This window comes from Ruegeria sp. CF1 (assembly GCF_056537445.1).
Window position 1 is genome coordinate 240,614 of the sequence record NZ_JBQFRN010000003.1, and the last position, 26,214, is coordinate 266,827.

The 26,214-nt window shown below is 53.2% G+C and carries 17 protein-coding genes and 2 pseudogenes; 5 read left to right on the forward strand and 14 right to left on the reverse strand.

Annotated features, from left to right (window positions below; genetic code table 11):
* Positions 1–13: 13 nt before the first annotated feature.
* Positions 14–3,868 carry an Ig-like domain-containing protein gene (locus tag ACRZ96_RS08795; protein ID WP_480814402.1) on the reverse strand — a complete coding sequence of 1,285 codons (3,855 nt, stop codon included), beginning with the start codon at positions 3,866–3,868 and terminating at the stop codon, positions 14–16.
* A gap of 349 nt (positions 3,869–4,217) precedes the next feature.
* On the opposite strand from ACRZ96_RS08795, the gene ACRZ96_RS08800 reads away from it, so the two are divergent.
* Positions 4,218–6,131 (forward strand): M10 family metallopeptidase C-terminal domain-containing protein, encoded by a 1,914-nt coding sequence (locus ACRZ96_RS08800; protein WP_480706181.1) that lies wholly within the window; start codon positions 4,218–4,220, stop codon positions 6,129–6,131.
* Between the two features lie 20 nt (positions 6,132–6,151).
* Here ACRZ96_RS08800 and ACRZ96_RS08805 read toward each other — a convergent pair whose 3' ends face one another.
* The 8 genes and pseudogenes from ACRZ96_RS08805 to ACRZ96_RS08840 form a co-directional block, all read right to left on the reverse strand.
* The gene (locus ACRZ96_RS08805; RefSeq protein WP_170394559.1) at positions 6,152–7,459 is read right to left on the reverse strand and encodes an HlyD family type I secretion periplasmic adaptor subunit; all 1,308 of its coding nucleotides are present in this window, start codon (positions 7,457–7,459) and stop codon (positions 6,152–6,154) included.
* A complete protein-coding gene (locus tag ACRZ96_RS08810; protein WP_170732718.1) occupies positions 7,459–9,198 on the reverse strand; it encodes a type I secretion system permease/ATPase in 1,740 nt (579 codons plus the stop codon). Before ACRZ96_RS08810 ends, ACRZ96_RS08805 begins: the two co-directional genes overlap by 1 nt.
* Positions 9,199–9,558: 360 nt before the next feature.
* On the reverse strand, positions 9,559–10,875 hold the full coding sequence (locus tag ACRZ96_RS08815) for a nucleotide sugar dehydrogenase (protein ID WP_480706179.1): 1,317 nt from the start codon (positions 10,873–10,875) through the stop codon (positions 9,559–9,561).
* 197 nt (positions 10,876–11,072) lie between these two features.
* Positions 11,073–11,835: pseudogene (locus ACRZ96_RS08820) on the reverse strand (IS5 family transposase).
* Between the two features lie 262 nt (positions 11,836–12,097).
* Positions 12,098–12,835 carry an SDR family oxidoreductase gene (locus tag ACRZ96_RS08825; protein ID WP_480706177.1) on the reverse strand — a complete coding sequence of 246 codons (738 nt, stop codon included), beginning with the start codon at positions 12,833–12,835 and terminating at the stop codon, positions 12,098–12,100.
* Positions 12,832–14,154, reverse strand: a complete 1,323-nt coding sequence (locus ACRZ96_RS08830; RefSeq protein ID WP_480706175.1) for an FAD-binding oxidoreductase — start codon at positions 14,152–14,154, stop codon at positions 12,832–12,834. Before ACRZ96_RS08830 ends, ACRZ96_RS08825 begins: the two co-directional genes overlap by 4 nt.
* The gene (locus tag ACRZ96_RS08835) at positions 14,151–14,573 is read right to left on the reverse strand and encodes a GtrA family protein (RefSeq protein ID WP_170646916.1); all 423 of its coding nucleotides are present in this window, start codon (positions 14,571–14,573) and stop codon (positions 14,151–14,153) included. The genes ACRZ96_RS08830 and ACRZ96_RS08835 overlap by 4 nt, the downstream gene beginning before the upstream one ends.
* Positions 14,570–16,009, reverse strand: a complete 1,440-nt coding sequence (locus tag ACRZ96_RS08840; protein WP_480706174.1) for a UbiA family prenyltransferase — start codon at positions 16,007–16,009, stop codon at positions 14,570–14,572. Before ACRZ96_RS08840 ends, ACRZ96_RS08835 begins: the two co-directional genes overlap by 4 nt.
* Positions 16,010–16,681: 672 nt before the next feature.
* Here ACRZ96_RS08840 and ACRZ96_RS08845 point away from each other — a divergent pair.
* Together ACRZ96_RS08845 and wecB are read left to right on the forward strand one after the other, a co-directional pair.
* A pseudogene (locus tag ACRZ96_RS08845) lies at positions 16,682–17,262 on the forward strand (IS5 family transposase); the annotation flags it as partial.
* Positions 17,263–17,385: 123 nt separating this feature from the next.
* Positions 17,386–18,459, forward strand: coding sequence for a non-hydrolyzing UDP-N-acetylglucosamine 2-epimerase (gene wecB, locus ACRZ96_RS08850; RefSeq protein WP_170635825.1), 1,074 nt, complete (start codon positions 17,386–17,388; stop codon positions 18,457–18,459).
* Here wecB and ACRZ96_RS08855 read toward each other — a convergent pair.
* Complete coding sequence (locus ACRZ96_RS08855; RefSeq protein WP_480706171.1) at positions 18,456–19,958, reverse strand: glycosyltransferase family 4 protein; 1,503 nt, start codon at positions 19,956–19,958, stop codon at positions 18,456–18,458. The genes wecB and ACRZ96_RS08855 overlap by 4 nt on opposite strands.
* 163 nt (positions 19,959–20,121) lie before the next feature.
* On the opposite strand from ACRZ96_RS08855, the gene ACRZ96_RS08860 reads away from it, so the two are divergent.
* Together ACRZ96_RS08860 and ACRZ96_RS08865 are read left to right on the forward strand one after the other, a co-directional pair.
* Complete coding sequence (locus tag ACRZ96_RS08860; protein ID WP_480706169.1) at positions 20,122–21,075, forward strand: Gfo/Idh/MocA family protein; 954 nt, start codon at positions 20,122–20,124, stop codon at positions 21,073–21,075.
* Positions 21,076–21,307: 232 nt separating this feature from the next.
* Complete coding sequence (locus ACRZ96_RS08865) at positions 21,308–22,390, forward strand: DegT/DnrJ/EryC1/StrS family aminotransferase (RefSeq protein ID WP_480814403.1); 1,083 nt, start codon at positions 21,308–21,310, stop codon at positions 22,388–22,390.
* Positions 22,391–22,453: 63 nt separating this feature from the next.
* Here ACRZ96_RS08865 and ACRZ96_RS08870 read toward each other — a convergent pair whose 3' ends face one another.
* The 4 genes from ACRZ96_RS08870 to ACRZ96_RS08885 form a co-directional block, all read right to left on the reverse strand.
* Positions 22,454–23,467: an NAD-dependent epimerase/dehydratase family protein gene (locus tag ACRZ96_RS08870; RefSeq protein ID WP_170393875.1), complete on the reverse strand. Its 1,014-nt coding sequence runs from the start codon at positions 23,465–23,467 to the stop codon at positions 22,454–22,456.
* A gap of 140 nt (positions 23,468–23,607) precedes the next feature.
* Positions 23,608–25,056: a phosphonoacetaldehyde dehydrogenase gene (gene phnY, locus ACRZ96_RS08875; protein ID WP_480706165.1), complete on the reverse strand. Its 1,449-nt coding sequence runs from the start codon at positions 25,054–25,056 to the stop codon at positions 23,608–23,610.
* Positions 25,057–25,097: 41 nt separating this feature from the next.
* Positions 25,098–25,433, reverse strand: coding sequence for a carboxymuconolactone decarboxylase family protein (locus tag ACRZ96_RS08880; RefSeq protein ID WP_480706163.1), 336 nt, complete (start codon positions 25,431–25,433; stop codon positions 25,098–25,100).
* Between the two features lie 10 nt (positions 25,434–25,443).
* Positions 25,444–26,205, reverse strand: coding sequence for an amino acid ABC transporter permease (locus ACRZ96_RS08885; RefSeq protein ID WP_480706161.1), 762 nt, complete (start codon positions 26,203–26,205; stop codon positions 25,444–25,446).
* Positions 26,206–26,214 lie beyond the last annotated feature (9 nt).

Consider the following 26,214-nt stretch of genomic DNA (forward strand, 5'->3'; position numbering starts at 1 on the left):
CTACGTGCGCCGTTTAGGCCGAAGCGCCAGTTGGGTCGGTGATCAGGATGTTGTCGTCGGACAAACTGCTCAGATCGGAAAGGCCGTCGAACTGTGCAAGCGCTTCGACCGACGCAGAATCTGGGCCAGAATAGTCAACCTTGACCAGAATGCTGTCAGTGCCGTCCGTTGCCAGCAGATACATCTCATCACCTGATTGAGCACCATTCAGGTTTTCGGCTGCGCTAGTGATTGTATCCAGATCAAGGTCCGAAAGCGTGGTCTCCAGCCCGATGAAACCGGTGTTGGCACCAATTGTGCCGCCGGCCACCAAGGTCTCCACACCGGTCCCGTCGCCGCGAAGCGATGTGGTATTCAACCCCTGGAACATCAAGGCGTCAGAAACGCTGGCTGCTGGGCCCAGTGTGAAACCATTGATCGTATCAATGCCATTTGAAGATGGGTCAGCTTCGAAAACGATGACGTCTCGACCCCCCCCGGACACATCTATGGTGTCGTCGCCCTGGTTGCCGCGGATGACATCATCAACATCCGAGCCCGTAATGGTATCATTCCCACTGGTGCCGAGATGGAGCTGTGATGGCCCTCCGTCTGGAGTGGTCAACGTCAAGACGATGGGTTGGTTCGCGTCCTGAACTGTCATGGTAAATGTCACCACAGGCTGCGATAAATCCCCATAGCTCGTGGCCGCGCCCGCGAAACTGATTGCGGAACCTCCATTCGGGTTAGCCAGAAAGAGATTGAAGTCAGGGTTTTCTGTCTCGGAGCCGCTATCGTAGGTCGCCACCGAAGGATCGAACCCCAGCTCGGCGGTAAAGGCCAGACCGCTTGAGATATCGCGATCGGAATCTGCGTAGACCTCGAACGTCACTGTCGTTCCGCTGCGACCGGCTTCAACGATGGTGTAGGCCGCCGGAACATGAGCAATTGCCTGTTCGGACACCGGATCAGGATCGGGGCCGCCTGCGACTGTCGCCTGTGCCGCGAAATCGAGGGCGTCTCCCGCTTCAATCGAGGCAAAGCTTGCAGCAGGCGCGGACAGGGTCCAGCTCCCATCGGCTGCAACTGTGGCCGAACCAAGCGAGACCGAGTTAAGCGTGACATCGACCGCTTGTCCGGCAGACAGGCCTGCGGAACTGCCTGATACGGTCATTCCAGTGTTTTGTGCATCGCTCAGCGAGACGGCATTGTTGGAACCCAGATCATCGATATAGAGGATAGGCTTGAAATCCGTAGCCAACATGGTTGTCGCATCGGTTGCGGGGTTTCCTGCGGCGTCTTGAACCGAGGCCGTGACCGCAAAACTGCCGCCATCTGCCAAGCCGGTCAAATCCGCCGAAGGAATGCTTGTGCTCCACAAGCCACCCGAAACCACCGCGCCGTAGGTCTGACCATTCAGGCTTACAGTGACAGTCTGCCCGTCCTCGGCATTTGTTATCCCCGACACGCTGAGATCCGTTCCCTGTTCAACGATATCCAGAACGGAACCAACCGAAAGCGGGTTCAATGCAATTGTTGGTGCGCTGAGGTCGGTGCCGAAGCTGGTGGTCGCCGCATTCGTGTTGCCAGCCGCATCCGCGATCGATGCATTCACGTCATAAGGTTGACCGTCCTGCAGGCCGCTCAAATCGGCAGCGGCAGCTGTGTAAGTCCAGGTGCCGCTGTTGACTGTAGCGGTCCCGCCGACCAGAACTGCACCTCCGGACTGGACAATTTGTACTGAAACTTGCGTGCCATTCGCGGCGTCAGATGTCCCCGATACGACCAGATCCGTTGCCTGTTCGGCTAGGTTGACCACGGCTCCGTCGGATAGCGATGAAATGGCAAGCGATGGGGCGGTGAAGTCCGTGTCGAAGCTGTTGGTCGCCTGTGTCGCCGGATTGCCGGCGGCATCCGATACATCCGCTATCACGCTGATCGTAGCTCCATCGGGTAGCGCCGCCAAATCCGCCGAGGGGACACTCACCGACCACCCCCCGGTTGAGGCCTGTCCAGTGTAGGATTGGCCGTTCAGATTTACGGTGATTGTCTGACCATCTTCGGCGGATGTAGTGCCCGTAATGGTCAAGTCCGTACCACGTTCCGCAGCATTCAAAAGCGCTCCGCCCGAAAAACTGTCGATACTCAGAGTTGGGGCGGTGACATCTTTGGATAAGTTGACGCTGACTTGCGGGGCGACAAGGCCGTCGGCGTCCGTCACGTCGCCCGTGATATTGAAGTCTCCACCATCGGCAAGCGCTATGAGATCGGCGCTGGGGATTGTCACACTCCAACTGCCGCCCGAGACCGAGTCGGTATAAGTCTGCCCATCAAGGGTTACTGTTACCTGCTGCCCGTCGGTTACGTTCCCTGTTGTCCCGCTTACGACCAGGTCAGATCCGGTTTCGACCGCATTCAGGATAGCCCCGACCGACAAGGGAGTGATTGCAATTGATGGGCCCGTAAGATCGACCGGAACGGATACCGATATCGGTGTTGCCGAATTGCCTGCTGTGTCGCTGACGGCAACTGAAACGGATGCGGGCACACCGGTAGTCAAACCAGACAAATCGGCATTCGGGATCGTCACTGACCAACTGCCGCCCGATACAGAACCCGTGTAATCCTGACCGTCGAAAGATACATTGACCATCTGGCCGTTTTCAGCTGTGGTCGTGCCCGACAAGACAAGATCCCCAACGACATCGGCCAGATCTATTGAACCGCCACCCACTGGGATTAATGTCAGATCAGGCGCGGTCAGATCAGTTTCAAAACTTCCATTGGCCTGAGCTGCTGGGTTCCCTGCGCGATCCAATACATCAGCCGTCACCGTGACGCTTGACCCGTCTGGCAGCGTGGTAAGATCTGAAGCGGGCACCGAAACGCTCCAGCCGCCGCCCGAAACGGTGCCACTATAGGATTGCCCACCAATCGCTACCGTTACGGTCTGCCCATTCTCGGCATCCGTTGTGCCAGAGATTTCGAGATTTGTACCTTGTTCTGCAGCATTCATTACCGCACCCGCCGAGAATGTATCGATGGTCAGGACCGGCGGAATGGTATCAACGTCGAACCTTGTGGTTTCAGCCGATAGCTCCATCCCGCTACCATCCAGATGGCGCACAGAAACATCCGAGATCCCCTGAGGCAGGGCCGCTGCCTCGGCCTGCGTCAGTGAAACGCTCCAGCTTCCGTCGCCTGCAGGAGTGACTGATTTTGTCACCGATCCGATGGTAACTTCGACAGTCGTTGTTCCTTCCGGCGCTGTTGTTTGGCTGCTGAGATTGCTCAATGCGTTTGATTGCAGCTCAGCCAGGTTCAGGCTGGGCGGTCGAGGAGGTGAGGGGGTAACGGTGGGTTCGGCATCAGTTTCATCGTCGCTGTCTCCACCGCCGCCGCCTCCGCCACCGGCAGCTGCAGCACCGGCTATTCCCAACCCGCCCAAGGCCAGCCCGGCACCGCTTACGCCACCTGCGGTCGCTGCGGTCGCACCTGCGGCCTCTGCGGCTAGACCTAATTGTGCAATTTCGCCGACGACTTCATCTGCAACCATTATGGTGCCGTTTTCCAGAATCTGTACGTTCTCGGCAGAGACAACAATCGTCCGCCCATCTGTCAGTTTCAGCTGCACGTCGCCATTCGAAAGCAGCTTTGCCACCCGAACGCCCGGAATTGACTCAGCAAACTGATGAGACGCAAGCTGTTCATCGGTGGCCTGCGCAAGAGCTGGTAATGCGAATAGTGTCGAGCCAAGGCCACCAGCAACCCCGCGTCCTACCCATCGCTGAAGTTTTTTGTCGAACCATTTGCGGATATGGCGCGTACGTTGCGCATCGGGCCCGGCGTCCGTGGTCGATTTACTGGTCGAAACGGTATCTTTGGTCATTTTGCCCTCTCATTAGATGGACGCTGGTCGTTGCGTGATATGCTGTTTTCGGCCGATCTGGTCTGTGGTTTGATCTTCTGAGCCATTCGACCGCTGCGAAAAATTTGAGTTAATCTGGAACTGAAGTCCTTGTTTTCACCACATTTCTGTTCTGGTTCAGAACCGAACATCGTTTCATCCTGTATGTGTTGCCAGGGGTGGCAGGGGGTAACGGGCGATGATGCTTCAGTTCGAAAGAGTGGTGGCAACGGGGACCGCAGCGCTCGATTCAGGTATCGGCGATACGGCTTTAAAAACGTTTAACGAGGAAACGTATCTTTACAGCACGAGCGGATCCGGGGGAGGGCTCGTGTCTTGGCACCTTGTGGAGGGGGCTGGCCCACAAGAACAGGACCAACAATATTTCGATGCCTCGATTGCCCATCAGGTCGGGCGCAGCGGAACCCCGATTCATCTGGCGGGCAATAATCAACTGGTCCTCGATGTCGATACCGCCACAGGACTTGTGGGTTATGAACTAAACGCGGATGGCACTATCGGTGCCTTGCAAGAAACCGATGCCTTGACGGGCGGCGGAGATATCGCTGCAGCGGTTCAGGTGACGATTGGGGCTGGTGACTTGCTTGCGCTTGCGCATGAGGACACAGGCCAGATCGGCACCTATATTATCAATGGTGATGGATCGCTGAGCCCGGCGCATAGCATCAACGCGTCTGCCAGTACGCTTCAGACCCTGCAATCGGGGTCGAATCATTTCATTGTCGGCGCAGATGCAACCAGTGGAACAATCTCGGCATATTCGATCGATCAAGTCAGTGGCGTGCTCTCTGAGGTTGCCGGTAATGACGATATCCAGACGCTGGGCATCAGTTCTCCTACGGCGGTTGAGACAATTCAAGCCTATGGAAAGTCATGGATTGTTGTGGCCGGATCGCAAAGCAATTCGCTAAGCGTTATGGAATTGGACGCCAGCGGGCGGTTAAAGCCGACGGATCATATTCTGGACACCCTGCATACCCGGTTTGGGGCCGTACAGGATCTTTCAGTCCTTGAGGTTGATGGGCGGGTTTTCGTGGTGGCTGGGGGCGGGGATGATGGGATCACGCTGTTTACAATGACGCCGGACGGGCAGCTCATCCATATGGATAGTTTTGCAGATACCCTGGACAGTGGATTGCAAAATGTCCAAACGATCAGCGTTGCGCCTATGGGGGATGAGCTGCAGATATTTGTATCATCTCAACAGGATGCAGGGCTCACTCAGTTGAGCGTATCGATTGCCGACCTTGGAATTGTTGTCGAAGGCTTCGGTACAGTAACCGGTACCGCGCAGGACGACATGCTAAAAGGCGGTATACTGGACACTATTCTGGACGGCGGAGCAGGGGACGATATGCTGATTACGGGCACCAGTTCCACGACCATGACGGGTGGTGCTGGCGCGGACATCTTTGTGATCCGTCAAACAAGTGGCCCGACTTTGATCACGGACTTTCAGGCTGGCACCGATCGTTTGGATCTGACCGATTATCCTTTTCTGCGCACCCCAGCGCAGTTGGATTTCACTTCCACCGCTCAAGGCGCCCAAATCGCTTATCGCGACGAAACGATAGAACTTGTTTCAGCTAATGGCACGTCCCTGACAACTGAGCAGGTATTCGGCGCAGGGTTTGGTGGTCCCGATCACATTCCTGTCAATCTGGGTAGCGGGCCGGATAACAACTCATCAGACGGGGTAGCTGGTGGGTTCACGCTGAATTCGACGACTCCAAACGCAGCGTTGGGAAATGCTGAAATCCGGTTCACCCCAGACGGAGGGTCTGCAATTGTTGCGCAGGCAAATGCACAAGGTGAATTTGATCTGGATCTACCAGACGGCGCGTTTTCCGGCCAATTGGACATCATCAAATCGTATTCAACGGCAAGCAGCGAGATAACAGCGCTGGATGCATTGCAGGTTTTGCGCATGTCGGTTGGCCTTGATCCGACATGGGGTCCGGCAACGGCCGAAAATTACATTGCGGCCGATATCACCCGGGATGGATCGGTAAACGCGTTGGATGCGCTGGCAATTCTTCAGGTTGCGGTTGGCCAGCCTTCTGAGCACAACGCTGAGTGGGTTTTTCTGGATGCAAATGCGGATCTATCCGAAATTTCACGCAGCAACGTCACCTACGAAACCGGAGCAGAGGTCACAATAGTTGATAGTGATCTGTCGGTCGACATGACCTCAATACTGCTTGGCAATATCGAGGCAGTTTGAATGCGACTGCGTGACCGGTGCTATTCTCGAAACGCGCGGTAGAAGTAATCTGCCAATGGTTTGACCAGGTAAGAAAGCGGAGTGCGTTCATCAGTTTTGATCATGGCTTCGACAGGCATACCTGGCAACAGTTCCTGACCATTCAAACGGTCCAGTTGTCCTTCGTCAGGCACAACTTCAGCACGGTAGAAGGTAAAGCCGCTTGTCTCATCTGTGAATGAATCTGCTGATACATTGATCACACGGCCATTCAGCTCAGGCGTGTCGCGTTGATTGAATGCGGGAAAGCGCAGGGCGACTTCCTGCCCGCGATGTAACTGATCCACATGCAACGCATCCACCCGTGCTGCGACCAACAAGGGCGTATCCTGTGGCACTACATACATCATCGGCTCACCCGGCTGGATCACAGACTGGATGGCAAAAACCTGACTGTCGTAAACTGTGCCAGCGACGGGTGCACGGATGTCTAGACGCGACAAACGCTCGGAAAGGGAAAGACGACGTTCCGCCAGTTCTACAACGCGAGACTGCACATCCCGAAGCTCGGTGATGGCTTCTTCGCGCCGCGTGGCCTGTAATTCAACAATTTGAATCTCGGTCGTGGCGATCTGGCCTGTCAGTCGCGCAACTGTGGATTCGAGGCTGCCGATTTGCCCTGTTAGATTTGCCTCTTCCCGCTGCAATGCAGAAACGCGGCTGGCCTGTGTCAGGCCGCGATCAAGCAAACCTTGCTGATCTTCGAGCTCCGTTCTGATCAATTCGACCTGAGTATTCAGTGACGCCAATTGCGCCTGCGTCCCCTCAATCTCGTTCTGGATCTGTATCTTCTGTTTCCCAAGCTGGTCGATCTGCTGGGTCAGCGTTTCCAACCTGGCGTTGAACAGACGTTGTTGGCCTTCCAACAGATCGTCGTCGATCGATTCGCGGGCTTTGAGCTCTTGCAGATTTTGCTTTAACGTATCTGCGTTCGCACCATCCCGTTCAGCCTCTAGCCGGGTCTTTCGGGCAAGTAACTCAAATAGCTGAGATTCCACGATCGTTTGCTCCGAGGCCAAAAACGTATCGTCAAGCCGCAGCATCATGTCCCCACGCGCCACTGCGTCACCGTCACGTACGAATATCTCGCCTACAACGCCACCATCGGGGTGTTCGATGACCTGACGATTGCTCTGAACTTCGATCACACCTTGCGAGATAATAGCACCGGCCAGCTCAGTGCGGACGCTCCATAATCCCAGTCCCAGGATCAAAACTGCCAGAGCCAAAAGGCCGACAAAAGCGGGCGCTTTGATACTCCAAACGGGACGTGAACTCTTGTCTGCCATTATTCACCCACCTTGTTCAGGTGCCTTTTGATAACGTTGGCGTTTTGGACCATCGTGTTCAAAACTTCATCGCGCCCACCGGATTTGACGATCTGGCCTTTCTCGACAACGACAAGATCGTCGCATTCCGAGATCGCTTGAGGCCGGTGCGTCATGATAATCGTGGATTTGCCCGCGCTCTTGAGCTCGCGGACCGCATTGTTCAGGGCGAGGGTTCCGTCTGCATCCAGGGCCGAGTTTGGCTCATCCAGAATCAACAATACCGGATTACCATAGAGAGCGCGCGCCAATGCGATCCGCTGTTTCTGCCCACCGGAAAGCTGGCTGTCATTGCCCTCCAGGAAGGTATCGTATCCTTTCTCAAGTCCCAGAATCAGCTCATGTGCATTCGCTGTTTTCGCCGCTGCAACAACCGCTTCGGGATCAGGGGTTTGTGACATCCGGGCGATGTTTTCAGCAACCGTTCCGTTGAACAGCGTCACTTGCTGCGGTAGATATCCAATATGCCGCCCCAGATCGTCGGGTTCGTACTGATCGAGTGTCGCACCGGCCAAACGAATTTCCCCAGCGGCCGGTGGCCAAAGGCCCAACAACGCTTTGGCAAGCGTTGTTTTGCCTGACCCGCTTTTCCCGATCACACCCAGGGCCGTGCCAGGGCGCAACTCAAGAGATGCGTTCCGCACTGTCGGGATCTTCGCGCCCGGAGGGATCACCGTCAGTCCTTTTGCGACAAGATGCGCCTTGGGATCGGGCAGTTTGGTACGAGACGATTCAGGAGGCGTTGAATCAAGAAATGAGTTCAGGTTAATCCATGCCGTGCGCGCGCGTTCGATCATCGACCATTGACCCACCGCCATTTCGACCGGAGCCAAGGCGCGACCCAGAAGGATCGTACCTGCGATCATAGCACCGGGCGTCATCTCGTTGCGCAAAACCAGCAACGCGCCGAGCGCCAGCATAGCGGATTGCAGAAACAGTCGCAGAGACTTCGTCAGCGAGGTAAAACTGCCGGTCCAGTCGCTTGCAGATATGGATTGAGACAGCGCTTCGGTGCGCTGGTTCAACCAGCGTTTTGAGACATCTTCCTGCATGCCCTGAGATCTGACGACCTCGGCAGCTTGTCTGGCGTGTTCAGAGAAAGAATTTGCTTTGGCAGAGGCGATTTGAGCATCTGACACTTTGCGATGGGTCAACGCTTGGTTCAGCAGCGCGATAACAATCAGAAGCGTTCCACCTGCGACGGCCAACCAGCCAAGCAACGGATGGAACAGGAAGATTGCGGCCACAAAAATCGGCGTCCAAGGGATGTCCATAACCGCCAACAAAACGGGCGAGGCGCATAACGCGCGGATCGATTCCAGATCTCGCAATGCAGTCGCAGGTGCTGATCGAACCTGTGGGAACAATGCGCGTCGCATGGTCCCTTCAAACACGCGTTCATCGAGTGCTGATTGAAATCGCGCTCCGAACCGAGCCACGATTCGGCCGCGCGCATAGTCCAACATCGCCATCAGCGCATAAAGCAGCGCGACAAGCAAAAAAAGCGCTGATAAAGTCTCGACCGAGCGCGACCCAAGGACCCGATCATACACTTGCAGCATGAACAGCGGTCCGGTCAGCATAAGCAGATTGACAAAAACGCTGAAAATGAAGGCAAGCGCCAGGAAACTGTTCCCTTGGTTGCGCACCTTTCGCAGCTCATGACGCTGAGGCGGGGTGTTGCGGTTTTTCAAGCTCACGCGTTTTGGCCCTTGATTGCTCACAATTGGAACTCGTCAACAGCCAATCTTCCTGTACCCGAAGGCGGCCTGACATTTCCCGCAACTATATCTGCCTACCTGCACCGGAACAACGCGCGTTTCATGCGGCGCCAGTTGTTTAGGCGGTGTTCGTACCGATGAATTGATTGGAATGGCAGGAAAGTGCCGACATTTTTGCCTTGCGGGTCCAATTCTCAGCGCATTCATCCAGCGCTTAGGACACCGTCAAACCATTCAGAGTTTTGGTCCCGCGTAAGCGGTCATACGAGCGACAGCCGTTCCTAAGTACCATCCGCCAGATGTTCCGGCCCAGCTACGCAGAGCCGGTCGCAGTTTCATTTAAGCACGAACAATATTTTGCTCAGAGGTACGGTATTTACCGCGGGTGTCGATGAGGAGCTTCGCGTGTTTTTTGATCAACTCATAATCAAAGGCATCGTGATTGGTCGCCAGAATAACTGCATCCTGCTGCGACAGAACCTCAGGGGTAAGGGTCTCAGATGACAATTCGAAGAAGTGTTCCCGCATCGTGGGAAACTCGGGCACATGGGGGTCCGAGTAGCTGAGGTCTCCTCCATTGTCTCGGATCAGCTCCATCAAGGTGACAGAAGGGCTCTCTCGCATGTCGTCGACATTTTTTTTGTACGCAATGCCCAAAACCATGATTTTACTGCCACGAATCGCTTTGCTGCGATCATTCAGCGCATTGGCGAGTTTGCCAAACACATATTCCGGCATCGCCGTGTTCACTTCACCGGCCAATTCGATGAAGCGTGTGTTGATGCCGTATTCACGTGCTTTCCAGGTCAGGTAAAATGGATCGATAGGGATGCAGTGCCCTCCAAGTCCCGGACCCGGATAGTAAGGCGTAAACCCGAAGGGTTTGGTCGCGGCCGCGTCGATAACCTCAAAAATATCGATCCCCATGCGGTCAGCAACGATTTTCATCTCGTTCACGAGGCCAATGTTTACCGCCCGGTGGATATTTTCCAGAAGCTTTGTCATCTCGGCAGTCTCGGTCGAGCTTACCGGTACGAGCTTATCAATCGCGTGCTCATAAAGCGCGATACCCGCCTTCAGGCATGCCGCTGTATGTCCGCCGACCACTTTTGGTATTGTATTGGTCGTAAAATCCGGGTTGGCGGGGTCTTCGCGTTCGGGTGAGTAGACAGCAAAAAGATCCTCACCAACCTCAAGTCCATTTTTCTCAAGCCGAGGCAAAACTTCTTCTTTGGTTGTGCCTGGATAAGTCGTGCTTTCCAGCGCAATAACCTGACCCGGACGCAAATGATCTGATATTTGGTCACACGTATCGGTGACAAAGCTCAGATCTGGCTCGCGATATTTGTTGAGTGGAGTTGGTACACACAACATAATGCCATCCGCCTCAGCGATGCGCGAGAAATCTGTAGTGGCCTCGAATCCACTTTTTCGCGCCTCTGCAATGCGGTCATCGTCGATATGCTCAATTGAGCTGTGACCGGAGTTTAAATTCTGCACCTTTGTGGTATCCAGGTCGAAGCCAATCACCCGGTATCCAATTTCGGTATATCTGAGGGCCAGGGGTTGTCCGACATATCCCAGTCCAACAATCCCGATCACAGCCTGCTTCGCAGTAAGCTTTTGTAGCAGGTTGTTTAGTGATGTCTGTGTCATGATAAAATCGCTCTTTATCTAAGTCTGCGCAGGATAGTCAGAGGGGCCCCAAATACGAAGTCGCGTCTCTACTAGTTGCTTTGTTGAAAAAGGCAATGGGTATTTGGGTCGCAAACAGATTTGGCGATTGTAATCTCGCTAGGCACAGAAGCGATTGATTCCCCTATTGGGAAATGAACGGCAGTTGGGCTCAGTACTCATAGCCAATAGATGACGGTTGCGGCGAGCGCGATTGCCGATAGGAAGACTTTGGGGCAGCGATCGTATCGGGTTGCGACATGCCTCCAATTCTTGAGCCTGCCGAACATGATCTCGATCCGGGTGCGCCGCTATTATCTTCGCATGTCGTAATTGTCCGCAGTTATTCACTGGTTTCAACCGGGGGTACAGGCCCGTATCCCTTTGTCTTTCAACGCTTCTCGAAACCAATCAGCGTCACAACCTCGGCCCCCGAGCGGTAGTCGACATCTGGCAGGCTGCTCAGCAAAGCCCGCGCACCATCATGGTCGCTGACTTGACCGGCAGCAACAGAGAGGTTTAGCGGACGCATCTGGCTGTCGCAGATGGCGTGCAGCTTAGTATTCAAGCCGCGCTTCGTGCGATCGATCAGATCACCACACCCCCTTTTTGACGCCCAAACTGTACGCCGTTTGGTGGGTTTCAAGTAGGTCGCGTCGATCATAACAATCCTCTCCTCGCCGCGCTCAGCGGCCAAATCGTTCATCATCTGCGAAAAGATACCCTTACCGCTCCACCGTTACCAACGGTTGTACAGGGTCTTGTGTGGCCGTATTCCGAAGGCGCGCACCGCCAGCGTAACTCATTGCGGTTGATGAAAATAATTCCAGTTAGGACGCGCTAATCATCAACGCGGGGTTTGCCATGGAGCTTTGGGAGATAGGGCTCGAGACGTGCCATCCGCGCGTCGTTCAACCAGAAGAGATCAGACCTATTCACCATTCGTTTTGTGAACAGTGAATCAGGCAGCAAGGCGGAAATCAATGGGTCCTGAGCCTAGGCATTAGCAGAAGTACTAAACGAGTAGATTTCCCATCCACAGTCTTTCAGTAATGTTCCGTCGAAACTCGCGCAGTCGCCTGATATTGAATTTTGCCTTAGAGTTTTCTTGCGATGTAAAAATATGCAAAATACCTTTTTCGGATAAAATGGAGCTGCGCGATAGATTGAGGGATCTCAACATTTTTTTTTGCATATTTACTCTTCAGATTTTCATTTTTTTGAAGATTGTTTCCGGAATAAGGGTGATGATCATCATGATCAGCCTCCAAATCGAACGAACATATATCACATTGCGTCCTTTGATCAGTGCGCGAGAAATGGCTTCTGCTACTTCTTCTGGCGCCGCAGTAAGACGTGCAGGCAGGTCCATGCCCTCTGTCATTCGCGTGGCCACAAAGCCTGGCAGAACCGTAAGAACATGGATATTCCGACGAGCCATGCGGTTACGCAGACCGGAAAGGAAGGCCGTGAATCCGGCTTTGGCCGAGCCGTAGACATAGTTGGTGGCACGCCCGCGCAAACCTGCAACAGAGCTGATACCAACGATTTTGCCCGAACCGCGTTGATCGAAGCGATTTGCCAAGACAGCCAGAATGCTGGCGGGCCCTTCATAGTTGGATCGCATGACTGTCACTGCAGCATCCACATCTTGTTCATTCTCTACTTGGTCACCCATCAGTCCGACAGCACAAACAGCGATCTGGGGGAGCTCGGGTAGATCGTCGACAAAACTTGCATGCGTTTCGAATGCGAGAGCGTCAAAGACGTGAAGAGTAACCGGCACATTATAACGCAAAAGCAAATCCTTCTGTGCCGTTTCCAAATGTGCGGGATCTCGCAGTGCGAGCTGTATTGGATGACCGCTTTTTGCGAATTCGTGGGCTATCGCAAGACCAATGTCGGATCGTGCCCCCAAGATTAGCACTGCACCTTTGCTCATAGTTTGAGCCTTTCTGATTGTTTTGAACGAAAACTGCTGCTTAGCCCGGCTTCATCGCGGCGGGCGGCGAAAGCAGCGGCGCGTGGATCAGAACGGTGCAAAGTATCGGCCGGCATTCGGCTGTCTTTAGCTAGATAGAACCGGCCGCCATGGTCCATCGTGATTTGGTCGAGCTGCGACATCAGCGAAAGCGTTCGCTGGTTTACCGGGAAATCCAGAGCCAATGTGTAGCCCAACATTGGGAAAGAAAATGCGCTGTCTTGCTGGCCGAACCGCTTTAGCACCGCCAAGAAAGATCCGGCCCCTGCGGCGGATGTGGCTTGAAGTAGCGCAGTTAGGCCGCGTTTGGAGTGCTCCAGAGGTAGCGCACATTGGAATTGCATTAGTCCTTTGCGCCCATAGATCTTGTTCCAGCCGAGGATAGCATCGAGTGGGTAGAAATAACTGTCCCAATCCACCAGTGTTTCGCCGCTTTCGCGAGAGCCATTCCAATAATAGAGCCCATTGAACCCTCGCACAGACAGTCTGTTTAACAGTCCTTGCGGAAAGTCGAACGGAATAGACAATTTCCTTTTCGTTGGAGTTTCGAAAGGATACCTCAACTTGTCCCCTGATAAATCGGCGCGCGTGGCGTGCTCCCCCAGCATCAAAAGAGAACGACCGAGTTTGTCATCCCGGCTTAGGCAGTCGATCCACGCTACCGAATATGTTGCGTCCTGAGTTGCTTCAAATGCATCAAGCGCTGCATCTAGATTTGGCAACGGTCGCAAGGTTTGACGTATCCAGGCGCTTTCGACTGGGCGTAGACGAAGAGCTGCGCGCAAGATGATACCCGTAAGCCCCATTCCACCGGTGGTCCAGTTGAACAAATCTGCATTTTCCTGCGGCGAACAGCGCTCTATCCTACCTGCTGGTGTGACGACATCAAGCCAGTCCACAAAAGCGCCAATACTGCCCTCTTTGTGGTGGTTCTTTCCATGCACGTCTGCAGCGATCATGCCTCCGAGCGTGACAAATTTCGTCCCCGGTGTCACAGAAGGAAACCAACCTCGTGGAAGGAATGTTGATATCACATCAGCCAGCAATACACCCGCCTCGGCGACTAGAATGCCAGCCGACGCATCAAATGAGAGCATCCGATTGAAATGACGCATCGAAACGGTCTTATTCGATCCAATGGCGCTGTCCCCATAGGCACGGCCATTTCCACGGGCAATGACGGCATGCTCGGATACCAATGCAGACAATTCCGCCTCGTTCCGCGGAGCCTCGGAAGTGCCCTGATAGACGGGAAATCTGCCCCATCCTTCAAGCGTCATGCTGGTTTCGCTCTCTGCGAGTCTGTGAAGACAAATCGGCGATCTAAATGGTATTTAACCACATAACCAATTGTCAGGCCGATGATCGCTCCGATTTCTCTCATCAAGTTGGATTTCCAGATCACCCAGAACGTGGTTTCTGTTGCCCAGAAAATCAATGTCGTGACAATTCCCATGGTGGTATAGAGAGTAAATTTCCGACTGTGCGCGCGGATGCTGCGTGATGTATCGGCGAAGATCCAGCGCTTGTCTAGGAAGTACTTGATTAGAAGCCCCACAAGCGTGCCGCAAAAGACAGCAGATGCAAATCCCCAGGTTGACGAATTGATCGACAGTACCAAGCGTTGCATTCCCAAATTGGCTATGGTCGCCAAGACTGCGAAGACCGTATACCGAAATACTAGGACCTCCACACTCACAATACTGTGCCTCCGATAACAAAGCTAACCATCAGGATAACGCAAATCTGGCTTGTGCGGTCACGTGCTGCAAAAACAACTGGATCATCGTGCATTTGTCCTCGATGCGTTAGCATCGCTATCCGTGATATCCAATAAAACAAGATGCCGCAAATCGCTCCCAAAACTAGGGGTTCGGAGTAGAGAACCATCACGGAAGGAGAATTGATATAGAGCGCCATCACCAATATCGAAACGTAGCCGGAGGCAACTGACATCATTGAGACTACAGGCAAATCTTCGACCTGGTACCCCCTGCCTTCAGCCTTCAACTTGCCACGTGCTGCATTGTCGATTAGTTCGGCCTGCCGCTTGACGGCAGCCAATGAAAAAAAGAAGAATGAAGAAAATACTAGGAGCCATACCGATAGCGGAATGCCTGTGGCCACAGCCCCTGCGGTGATCCTCATCGTATACAGGGCGGCCAGCGTACAAATATCGATGATCATACGGCGCTTCAGCGATAGCGAATATGCCGTTGTAATGATGAAGTACACTGCCATAACAAATACAAAGGGCCAACCTAGGAGCGTGGCAATTCCCGTTCCTGCCCCCATAAGCACCACGAGCATCAGCGCGCCATGCGAAATGGGTAACGCACCTGATGCAAACGGTCTTTCTCGTTTACGCGGATGGGCTCGATCTGCGCGTAGATCCAGAAGGTCGTTCGTCACATACACGCTTGATGCGATTAGTGAAAACGCAACGAAAGCCCCGAGGCTATGTAATATCGCAGAAGCCGAAAAATCATGTGCCGCAAAGGCTGGCAAGAAAACGAGAATATTCTTCAGCCATTGATGTGGCCGGATCGCCCGTAGGTAAGAGCTAAAGCTAGTTTGACTAGTTTGGAGGTGTTCAACACGCGTATCAATCGAGTCGACGACTTTGCGCAGAGACGGTGAGACATTCACCGTGACTGCTTGGCTGGAATGTTCCCAGATGGGCAAATCCGCTGTCGCATCACCCATATAGGCATAACGCCCCGAACCGAAATGCTCCTCCAAGAAAGCGGCCTTGTTAGCCCCTTTGAGGTTCTGCTTTCCATTTGAGCCATGTACTTCGTCGAAGATATTAAGATGCTTCGCGATGCAATCGGCAATTTTTTGATCGCTAGCAGTAACCAGGGCGGTTCGCCCTCCCGCTCTACGCCAACTCTCGATATATTCAATGACCTTCAAATCATAGGGGAGGGTTGACGAGTCGATATCTGCGCGCGCGGCCAGTTCGCGTTTTAGAGCTGATCTGCCCGCGCCCAACGCCTTTATTGCGCGAAACGGTGTGCGCCAGTTTGACGAGAAAGCTGCCCAGAAACTTTCGTGCAGCATATCTGATCTGAGCAGGGTGCCGTCGAGATCAACCACCAAGGTGTCTGGAGATGTGGTTTGCCGGTTTAACATAATACAGTCTTGCTCCAGACAGCATGAGGTTTCACGTTTGAAATCAACTCCTTGAAATCGGCAAAATATATTTGATTTAAGCCCGTGCAGCTATTTGCGATAATGAGGTGGGGGTGATTTAGATGCATTGCTAATCTCTGGCCAATTTGACGCTACAATGCGTAGGTGCCACTCGGGTTGCTTCTTCTGGCACCGGTTTATTGCAAAGCATCCGGTAGCTTCTTCTAGCTGGCAAAGTTACAAGCGCGTAGGCTCAGGTGTACTAATTTAACAAGTATCTTAGGCAATAATAAAATACTAGCAAGATAACTCCTCAAAGCTGTCTAAGTATCATTTGTGCGTCTAAGCTAAGCTCCCGCGGTGTCGCGAGAAACGTCGCATTTGACGCATGTATCAGCCAATAAAATTGGATCCGAAATCGGGCCCGAGTGAAGAATATGGCATATGGAAGCGCTACACCGACACAGAGTACCAGAAACAAGTACTCTATGCGTGGAAACGGGATTCGTCGTCGCATGGCCAAAAGGGCTGTTAGTGGTAGTATCAGGTTTATATAGCTGATAGCAGGATCGCCTCACGCGTATCAATTCTAGTGTCACGATGCATCGATTTTGTTAGCACTGTATATTTAGCAGCTCGGATAGCTGAGCTTTGATATGAGCGGTCCTTTCGACGCTCTGTAGCCGATGGAAACTTAGGAACGAGAAAGGCATCTTCGCGCGGATGATGGCTGGGCTCGCTGCCGAACACTGCAAGCAAAAGACTGTTATGATCGTGCAATCCATCCGAAATTGCACCATACCGCGACGAGTGTGGCTGCCAAAATGGGATGTGGTCGTCTGATTGGTCAAACCAAGGGCGGTATGAACACCAAGCTGCGTGCGATCTGCGATAGCTAGTGGCTACCGGTCAACCTGCTTGTCACCGCCGGACAATTCAGCGACGACGTTGGTGCACACTCGCTGCTTGGCAGCTTTCCTAATTCGAATGGCAGTTCGGGGATCGCGGCTACGATGCTGACTGGACCCGAGAAGCGTTGTGAGACGAGGGGGCACGTGCCTGCATTTCGGGTCGAAAGCAACGCAAGACCCCAGTCAAATATGCCAAAACGCAGATACGAGCGGTGAAACCGCATCGAGATCGTGTTCGGCGGGCTAAAGGGCTGCAGGCGCTTGGCGACGCGCTTCAAGCGCTGTCCAGAGGTCTGTCCCTTTACCATTGCTCTCGTGGCGGCCGTCATCTGTTGGTTATGAAGGTTGACCCTACTGTTAAGTTAATCTGAACCCGCGTCAGTAAATCAGTCACGAGATATCACGTGGAATTTATACTGGCCGTGTGTTAGCGCGGTTTTAGGCAATTATTTATTTGGAGCTACCGTGAAAATCGCAGTTGTAGTTGGCGCGCGCCCTCAGTTTATTAAATTGGCTCCGGTGAGCAGAGCACTTCGTTCCATGCCGGGAGTAACAGAGGTGCTGATTCACACAGGACAGCACTATGACGATTCGATGTCTAAGATTTTTTTCGACGAACTAGAAATTGCAAAACCCGACATCAACCTATCGGTGAACTCAGGCAGTCATGGTGCCATGACAGGACTGATGATGCAGAAACTTGAACCCGTCATTCAAGAACATGAACCAGATGCGCTCCTTGTTTTTGGAGATACGAATTCAACATTGGCTGGTGCATTGGTCGCCTCAAAACTTCATATCCCGGTGGCGCACGTAGAGGCCGGGCTGCGCTCATTTAATCGAAAGATGCCCGAAGAAACGAACCGAGTTCTAACGGATCACGTTTCCGACCTTCTGTTCACGACTTCCAGCGACGCTGTGGAAAATCTGCGAAGAGAAAGCATTTCGGAGAGCAAAATTTTTGAAGTCGGTGACGTGATGTTCGACGCAGCACTACACTTCGGTGAAAAGGCCAAGCAGAAATCAACAATTTTGGCTGACATTGGGTTAGACGCAAACGGATTCATACTTGCGACGATCCATAGAGCTGAAAATACGGATTCGCCAGAAACGTTAACAAACATTGTTGATGGTCTGGAGGCGGTTGCAAAACAACATCCGGTTGTCTTGCCATTGCATCCACGTACTGCCGCAAGGATAAAAGGAATCGGTCGTAAATTCGAACATGTCCAAACGATAGACCCAGTCGGTTACTTGGATATGGTCGCTCTAGAAAGCAATGCGGTGCTGGTTGCTACGGACTCTGGCGGAGTGCAGAAAGAAGCGTATTTCTACGGCGTCCCTTGCGTAACTCTTAGAACGGAAACAGAATGGGTTGAGCTTGTTGAAAGCGGCTGGAATCGTATCGTTTCGCCCATAGAAGGGGATATCGAGGATGGTATGCTAAGTGCGATAGGGACTAGCGGAAATCAGATAGAAATCTATGGTGATGGAACCGCTTCGCAACAAATCGCACAGATACTAGCCGCGCGAGTTTAAATACCTTCATAGAGCGCCGCCAACTTCTTGGCTTGCGCAGGCCAGCTGTAGGTCTCCCAAAGCTTCCTTCTGTTGTCGACGCTTAACGTAAAGCGTTCGGGATGGTCCAAGACATCCCGAATAGCTTCAGCAATGCTCTGAGGATTTGTTTCGTCCATTGCTCGTCCGAAACCGAGAGACTCTGCAAACCGACGCATTTCTGGAAGATCTGAAACACAAATTGGTACGCCAGCAAATGCTGCCTCAAAAAGCTTGTTGGGCATTGCGTAGCGGTGATTGAGCGATACGTCCTGAAACGGGCATATAGCGAGGTCTGCTGTACTAATTGCGACTGGTACATCTGGAGCTGCCACAGGTGGAAGCAAGGTAACGCGATCATCCACACCTAAGTCATGAGCGACACTCATGAACCACTTGTCGTTTCGGAGGTGCCGTGGGCCCATCGAAGCTAAGTTGACTTCGGGAAGATGAACCAAAGCCTCAAGAACTTTATCTAACCCACGATGTGACATTTGAATGCCACCAGTAAAAATAATCAAGGGCGCCCCGTCAGCAACGTTTGCCTGAGCACGGATAGAAAGCTGATCCAACGCCTTTTCTTTACGACTATCCATGTAATCGACATCTATCTCTGGAGCATTGAGGATAAGTGTCGGACTATCTTTGAAGCGTTTGGCATACAAATCTGCGATGGACGACGATACGGTGATCATATAATCGACGAAGGGGAGGCAATCGTCTTCTAGGTTTTCTGCAAAGTTCGATCCATTCGACGGATTCTTTGTAGCGCGCGCGGGCTCATACTCATGGGCGTCATAAACAAGTTTTGCGTTGAACTGCCTGGCAAGTACGACGCCTGCAGGGAGACAATATATATCATGAGCGTGGATGACATCAGGGACCTCATCAAATTTAAGGTGGCAAAGGTTTTCTGCGTAAATCAATGATTCCAACTGATAGAGTTTAAAGAAATTTTCTCTGACTTTTCGGGCCATCAACATAAATGACTTGAGGTTTTTCGGGCCTTTTCCAAATCCAAGTCCAAGCCGTGTTTTCCAAAGCAGCCGTTTGTGTACGAGTTTTCTAGCCCGCCTTTCATCACCGCCGAAGTTTTTGTAGTACATCGGGTCAAGCTTTTGGACGTCTTCGTCCGTCAGAAAGGTCTTCAACCAGGTTTTCAAAGAATTCAGCTGAATAGCGGATTCGACATACGGTACGACACGTTGCTCGACTTGAGCGGACGTGCGCTCCATAAACGAGAAACGTTCAAGCAATTTTTCAGTGATGTTCTCACAAGACTGCCAGTTGAATCGAGTGATCCGAATGCCATCGATGCTGTCTTCTTGCGGCAAGCCCCCTGGCCAGTCGCAGAAGATATGTACGTTATGACCCGCTACTTGAAGCGCGCGCGCTTCTTTGAGAACACGCGCATCCGCCGTTATCTCGTGGTAGGTAAGACAGAATACGGTTTTTTGAGATTTCGGGCGGGTGTCTGACATCGGTCGAAGATCAATCTAGCTCTGACAATTCCGAACCGCTCTAACAGAGGTTGATCGGGGTTTCCAGCTTGATTGGCGATGCTTGAAATGCCTTCCACTATTGACTTCCCAAAGAATTTCTTGGAAGCGCTGTAGCACAATTTGAGCACTTGGGACGCACCGAATGAGCAACTTTGCATTAATAGGAACCGCAGGATACATCGCGCCGCGCCACATGAAGGCGATAACGGATACCGGAAACACGTTGTTGGCTGCTCTGGACACAAGCGACTCCGTTGGAATTATCGATAGCCACTTCCCTGATGCACATTTTTTCACAGAGTTTGAGCGTTTTGATCGCTATGTTGACATGTTACGTTGCAGCGAAGCGGGCAAAATTGATTATGTCTCGATCTGCTCGCCGAATTACCTCCACGACAGCCACATGCGGTTTGCCCTTCGTTCAGGCGCCGATGCGATCTGTGAGAAGCCGCTGGTATTGAACCCAGAGGATATCGATGGCCTGGAAGCGATCGAACAGGCGACCGGACAGACCGTAAACACGATCCTGCAGTTGCGCGTACATCCCTCGATCATTGCTCTTAGGGACAAGATTCGAAACAGCCCCAAGGATACCAAGTACGAGGTCGATCTGACTTACATCACGTCCCGTGGACGTTGGTATCTGGAGAGCTGGAAAGGGGATGTCCGCAAATCTGGCGGTATTGCCACCAACATCGGCGTGCATTTCTTTGACATGCTGCACTTCCTCTTCGGAGACCTTCAGGCGAACCATGTGCATCTCAATGCCCCGACCAAGGCCGCGGGCTATCTTGAGTTTGAACACGCCCGGTGCCGTTGGTTCTTGTCGCTGGACGTAAATGACGTTCCTGCAGAGGCGCGAGAAACCGGAGCCAGAACCTATCGCTCCATCACTATTGATGGGGAAGAGATCGAATTCTCGGGCGGATTTGCCGACTTGCACACGCGAAGCTACGAAGAGATTCTGAACGGGAACGGGTTTGGATTGAATGAAAACCGGCCTGCTATTGCGATGGTCAGCCATATCCGCAATGCCTCGATCGAAGCAAGCAAAGGTGAGCAGCATCCGAAGCTGATGAGCAGCACGGTACTCTGATCAAACGGATCGTCTGCATGTTATCCCACCACCCATGACGTTTTGGGCACTGGGCAATACAGGGAAACGGTCCGCCCAGTTATTAGTACTGCGGTAATTCGTGCCAAACAGACCCGTTGTATTAAGTCTTTGCCGACGAATAAACATGGTCGAGCGGTGCCGGATTATGTATGGGAAACTGCAGAGGTACAGCTTGCAGAAATTCCTCAAGAACCAATAGGGCGTTTTAGCGATGCAATTTATTGACCTGGCGGAACAACAGAAACGTATCAAGGATCAGCTTGATGCTGGCATTGCCAATGTGTTGGCACATGGAAAGTACATTCTTGGCCCAGAAGTGGCTGAACTAGAGGCACGGCTGACTGCCTTTACGGGAGCTAAACATTGCATCACTTGCGCCAATGGAACGGATGCATTGCAAATTGCCTTGATGGCGCTTGAGGTCGGGCCGGGGGATGAGGTCGTCACGCCCGGATTTTCATATATCGCCACGGCTGAAGCCGTCAGATTGCTGGGCGCAAAGCCGGTTTATGTCGATATCGACCAGACTAGTTATAACCTTGATCCCAACAAGCTTGACGCTGCGATCACACCCCGGACAAAGGCAATTATACCGGTGTCGCTGTATGGCCAACCTGCTGATTTCGAACGAATTAACGAGGTAGCTGTGGCAAACGGCTTACCTGTCATCGAGGATGCTGCTCAGAGCTTTGGCGGATCTTTGCGTGGCAAACGGTCAGGAAACCTGTCAACGATTTCCTGCACCAGCTTTTTCCCATCGAAACCCCTTGGCTGCTACGGCGATGGTGGTGCTATCTTCACCTCGGACGATGATCTGAGCATCATTCTTCGCCAGATAGCCCGGCACGGGCAGGACCGGCACTATCACCATATCAGGGTTGGCGTTAACAGCCGTCTGGACACATTGCAGGCTGCGATCCTGCTGTGCAAGCTGGATATTTTCGAGGATGAACTGGTCCTGCGAGACACCGTCGCGGACCGTTACAAAGTGCTACTGAAGGAAACCAATATCGCCGCTCCGACGCTGATGGAGGGGGCGACCAGCGCCTGGGCGCAGTACACGATACGCGTGGACAATCGTGAGGATGTGCAAGCTAAGCTCAAAGACGCCGGGGTTCCGACCGCTGTGCATTATCCACTGCCGTTGAACAAGCAACCAGCTGTTTCTGACCCAAATGCCGATTTGCCTGTTGGCGATCAGGCCGCCGCAACAGTGATTAGCCTGCCGATGCACCCGTATCTGCAGGAGAATTCGCAAGAGCAGATAATCGAGGCACTGAAAAAAGCGATCTGATCGCGCTGACGGTTTAATCGGTGCTGGGGCCGGCGAATTCAGGTTTAGGCAGGTTCGCAGGTTCTATTTACCGTAATATGCGCGATACCAGTCCACGAAGGCCTGTATGCCGTCCCTGATTTCGGTTTTTGGGCGATAACCGGTCAGGCGATGCAGCAGATCGGCATTGGCCCAAGTTGCAGGCACATCGCCCAACTGCATCTCCATATAGTTTCGGATCGCGGGTTTGCCGAGGCTTTCTTCGATGGCGTCGATGAAATCCAACAAACGCACTTTGTCTGAATTTCCAATGTTCACTATGCGATAGGGAGCGACCGGGCTCAGGCTGTCACCTTCGGCGATGTCTTCGGGGGCTTTGGGGCGAACAGGCACAACGTCGATCAGCAGAGAGATTGCGCGCACCAGGTCATCCACATAGGTGAAATCACGATACATGTCGCCGTGGTTGTAGATGTCTATCGGGCGGTCGTTGAGGATCGCGTCCGTGAATTTGAAGAACGCAAGGTCCGGGCGCCCCCAAGGACCGTAGACTGTGAAGAAGCGGAACATTGTTGTCGGAATATTCCAAAGATGGGCATAGGAGTGTCCCATCGCTTCATTTGCCTTTTTGGTGGCTGCGTACATAGTGAGTTGATGATCTGCTTTTTCGCACTCGTCGAAGGGCATGTCAGGATTTGCCCCGTAGATCGACGAAGTCGAAGCCATCAGCAGATGCCGCACTTTGTGCCGCCGCGCAGCTTCCATAACGTTGAACGTCCCGACAACATTGCTTTCGACATAGGCGCGCGGGTTTTCCAGGCTATATCGGACGCCAGCTTGCGCTGCGAGATGGATGATCACGTCCGGTTCAAAAGCATCAGCGATCTGGTCGAACTTGGCGGTATCTTCCAGCATCCCTTCATCGCACGAAAAATTTGGGTTCTCCAGCAACAGCGCATGTCGGCTCTGTTTGAGGCGGACATCGTAATAATCAGTCATCCCGTCAAAGCCATGAACCCGGCAACCGTTCTCAAGCAAAAGTTTGGCAAGATGGAACCCGATAAATCCGGCAGTACCTGTGATCAGAACCTTTTGCATGAGGTATTTCCTTGTTTCGGGGCATCGCGCGTGCGTTCGAAGGCACATATGACGCCAAGAGCCGAAGGGCTCAAGCGGTCATTTCTTGGCTGAGCGAGCATGCATCACTGGTGGTGTGCATTGCAATCTTCAACAAGCCTTCAACCGGGCCAAGGAAGCGAGTAGGTTTTGACATTCGTAAAGAACCTGATGGCCTCGATGACCCCTTCTTTGACACCATTGCCCGAATCCTTGATGCCGCCAAAGGGGGACATTTCGATACGGTATCCGGGTTGTTCCCAGATATTGCAGGTGCCCACGCTCAGCCCATTGATGTAGGCAATTGCGCGGTTCAGGTCATTGGTACATACCCCCGACGACAGGCCGTACACAGTAGAGTTCGAGATGCGCATGACCTCGTCATCGTCGTCGGGCACGCGAATGATGGGAATAATGGGGCCGAAAGTTTCCTCCATCACTAACGCAGAGTCGTGGGGAACGTCGTCGACCACGATCGGCGGCAGCAGCGCGCCCTGACGTCCGGGATGGTAAAGGACTTCTGCTCCCTCTTTCTGGGCCAAGTGAACACGATCTTCGAAAAGCTTGGCCGCATCCTCGTGGATCACACAACCCAGCTCGGTCTCAGGATCCTGCGGATCTCCGAATCTGATCTTTTTGGCCTTCTCCAGCACCAAAGGCACAAAGGTGTCCGCGACACTCTCTTGCACCAGTATTCGCTTGATCGCAGTGCAGCGTTGTCCCGAATTGCCGGTGGCCCCGGCTACGGCGATCGTTGCTGCCCTGTCTAGATCGGCATCGTTGAGGTCATTCAGAACAATCAGTGGATCATTACCTCCCAACTCCAGCGCCTGACGTTTGTAAACCGCCTTCTCTGCGATCATCTTGCCCACGCGAACACTACCGGTGAAGGTTATGATGTCGATGTTTTCATTGGTGATCATCTCATTCCCAATGTCCTGTGGCCAGCCAGTGACCACCTGAAACATCTCAGGCGGCAGGCCTGCCTCATAAAGGATATCGGCCAGCGTCAGGCAGGTCAGAGGCGTCAACTCGGTCGGTTTGCAGACCATGCAGTTATTGGTGGCGATCGACGGAGCAACCTTGTGGCTGACCATGTTGAGTGGATGGTTGAATGGAGTGATCGCGCTGATTGCGGTCACAGGCTCGCGCATCGTGAAAATCTTGCGGGCTTTACCATTTTGGGTCAGATCGCACGCAAAGATTTCGCCATCATCCTTCAGTGCCTCGGCCGCCGCAAATTGAAAGACATCCTGCGCGCGCTTGGTCTCGTAGATCGCGTGTTGATGGCAGATGCCAAGCTCAAGCACCAGCCATTTGGCGAGGTAATCGCGACGTTCACCAATCAGCTCTCCAGCCCGTTGCAGGATTTGGCTGCGTTCATAGCGAGTCAGTTCGGGCTTGTAGTGGGCCGCAATTTCGAAGGCGCGGCGCGCGTGTTCAGCCTGCCCAGCGGGCACATGGCCCACGACCTCATTGGTATAGGGGTAGTGAACCGGGATGGTCTCAGCGGTAATGATGATCTCGCCACCAATTCGCATCCCTTCATTACGGATTTCGGTGACTGCCATGGCAAGAACCATCCAATGAAATCGGACCGCGTACCGGTCTATTACTCTGAAAACACATCAAACGCCTTCAACGCCTTGGCGCTGTAGGCGTAAGACGGGCCGCCGCCCATATAGGTGGCCATTGCCAGCGCTTCGCACAGCTCTTCGCGGGTCGCACCCAGCCGCACCAATGAGCGGATATGGAAGCCGATGCAACTGTCGCAGCGCGTCGCGATGGCAATCCCCAACGCAATGAATTCCTTTGTTTTTTCACTCAGCGCACCATCTGTTTTGGCCGCCTTACCCATGATGCCGAAACCACGCACGGTTTCGGGCACTTCTTTCGAGATTGCACCAATATTGGCCTCGGTCTCGGCCATGAAGTCTTTCCAGTCCATCTTATGCTCCTTATCCGCGCTCATCTGCGCCCATCCGGCGCTCGAGCCAACGCACACCGGCGCTGATGATCAGTACCAGCACCAGATACTCGAAGATCAACAAGGTATAGATCTCAAGCGGGCGGTATTCCGTCACTACCAGCTCATTCGCACGGCGTGTCAGTTCTTGCATGCCGATGACGCTGGCGAATGCGCTCATCTTCACGATGTAGATGAACTGGTTGGCCAGCGGTGGCAGAATGCGCCGGATCGCTTGCGGCAGGATCACATAGCGCATGGTCTGAAAATAGTTCAGGCCAATCGTCTGCGCCGCCTCGCTTTGCCCTTTGGCGATAGATTGTATACCGGCACGGTAGATCTCGGCGGTAAAGGCGCTGTCCGATATCGCAAGGGTGATAATTGCGCCCCAGAAGGGATCGATTGGGATGTCCATACCCATCGACTGAAAGACAATCGGCAATCCGTAGAACACCCAAAACAGCATAGGCAACAGAGGGATCGAGCGAACGAACTCGACATATATGCGGTTTAACAGCCGCCAGCCGCGCTTTTCCGATAAACCGGGCAGGGCGACCAGCAGCCCGATGACAATCGACAAAATCGCCGCAATCAGCGAAATCTGAATGGTCGCACCCATGCCCGAAATCAGGAATTTTACATTGGTCCAGCCTGAAGCCGTGGTTGGGTCAATGACGTACCAACCCCAGGTCTGTGAGGACGAACAGCCCGTGATCAGCAAGAAAAGGGGAAGGAAGAGAAGTGTTTTTTTCATCGGACCCAA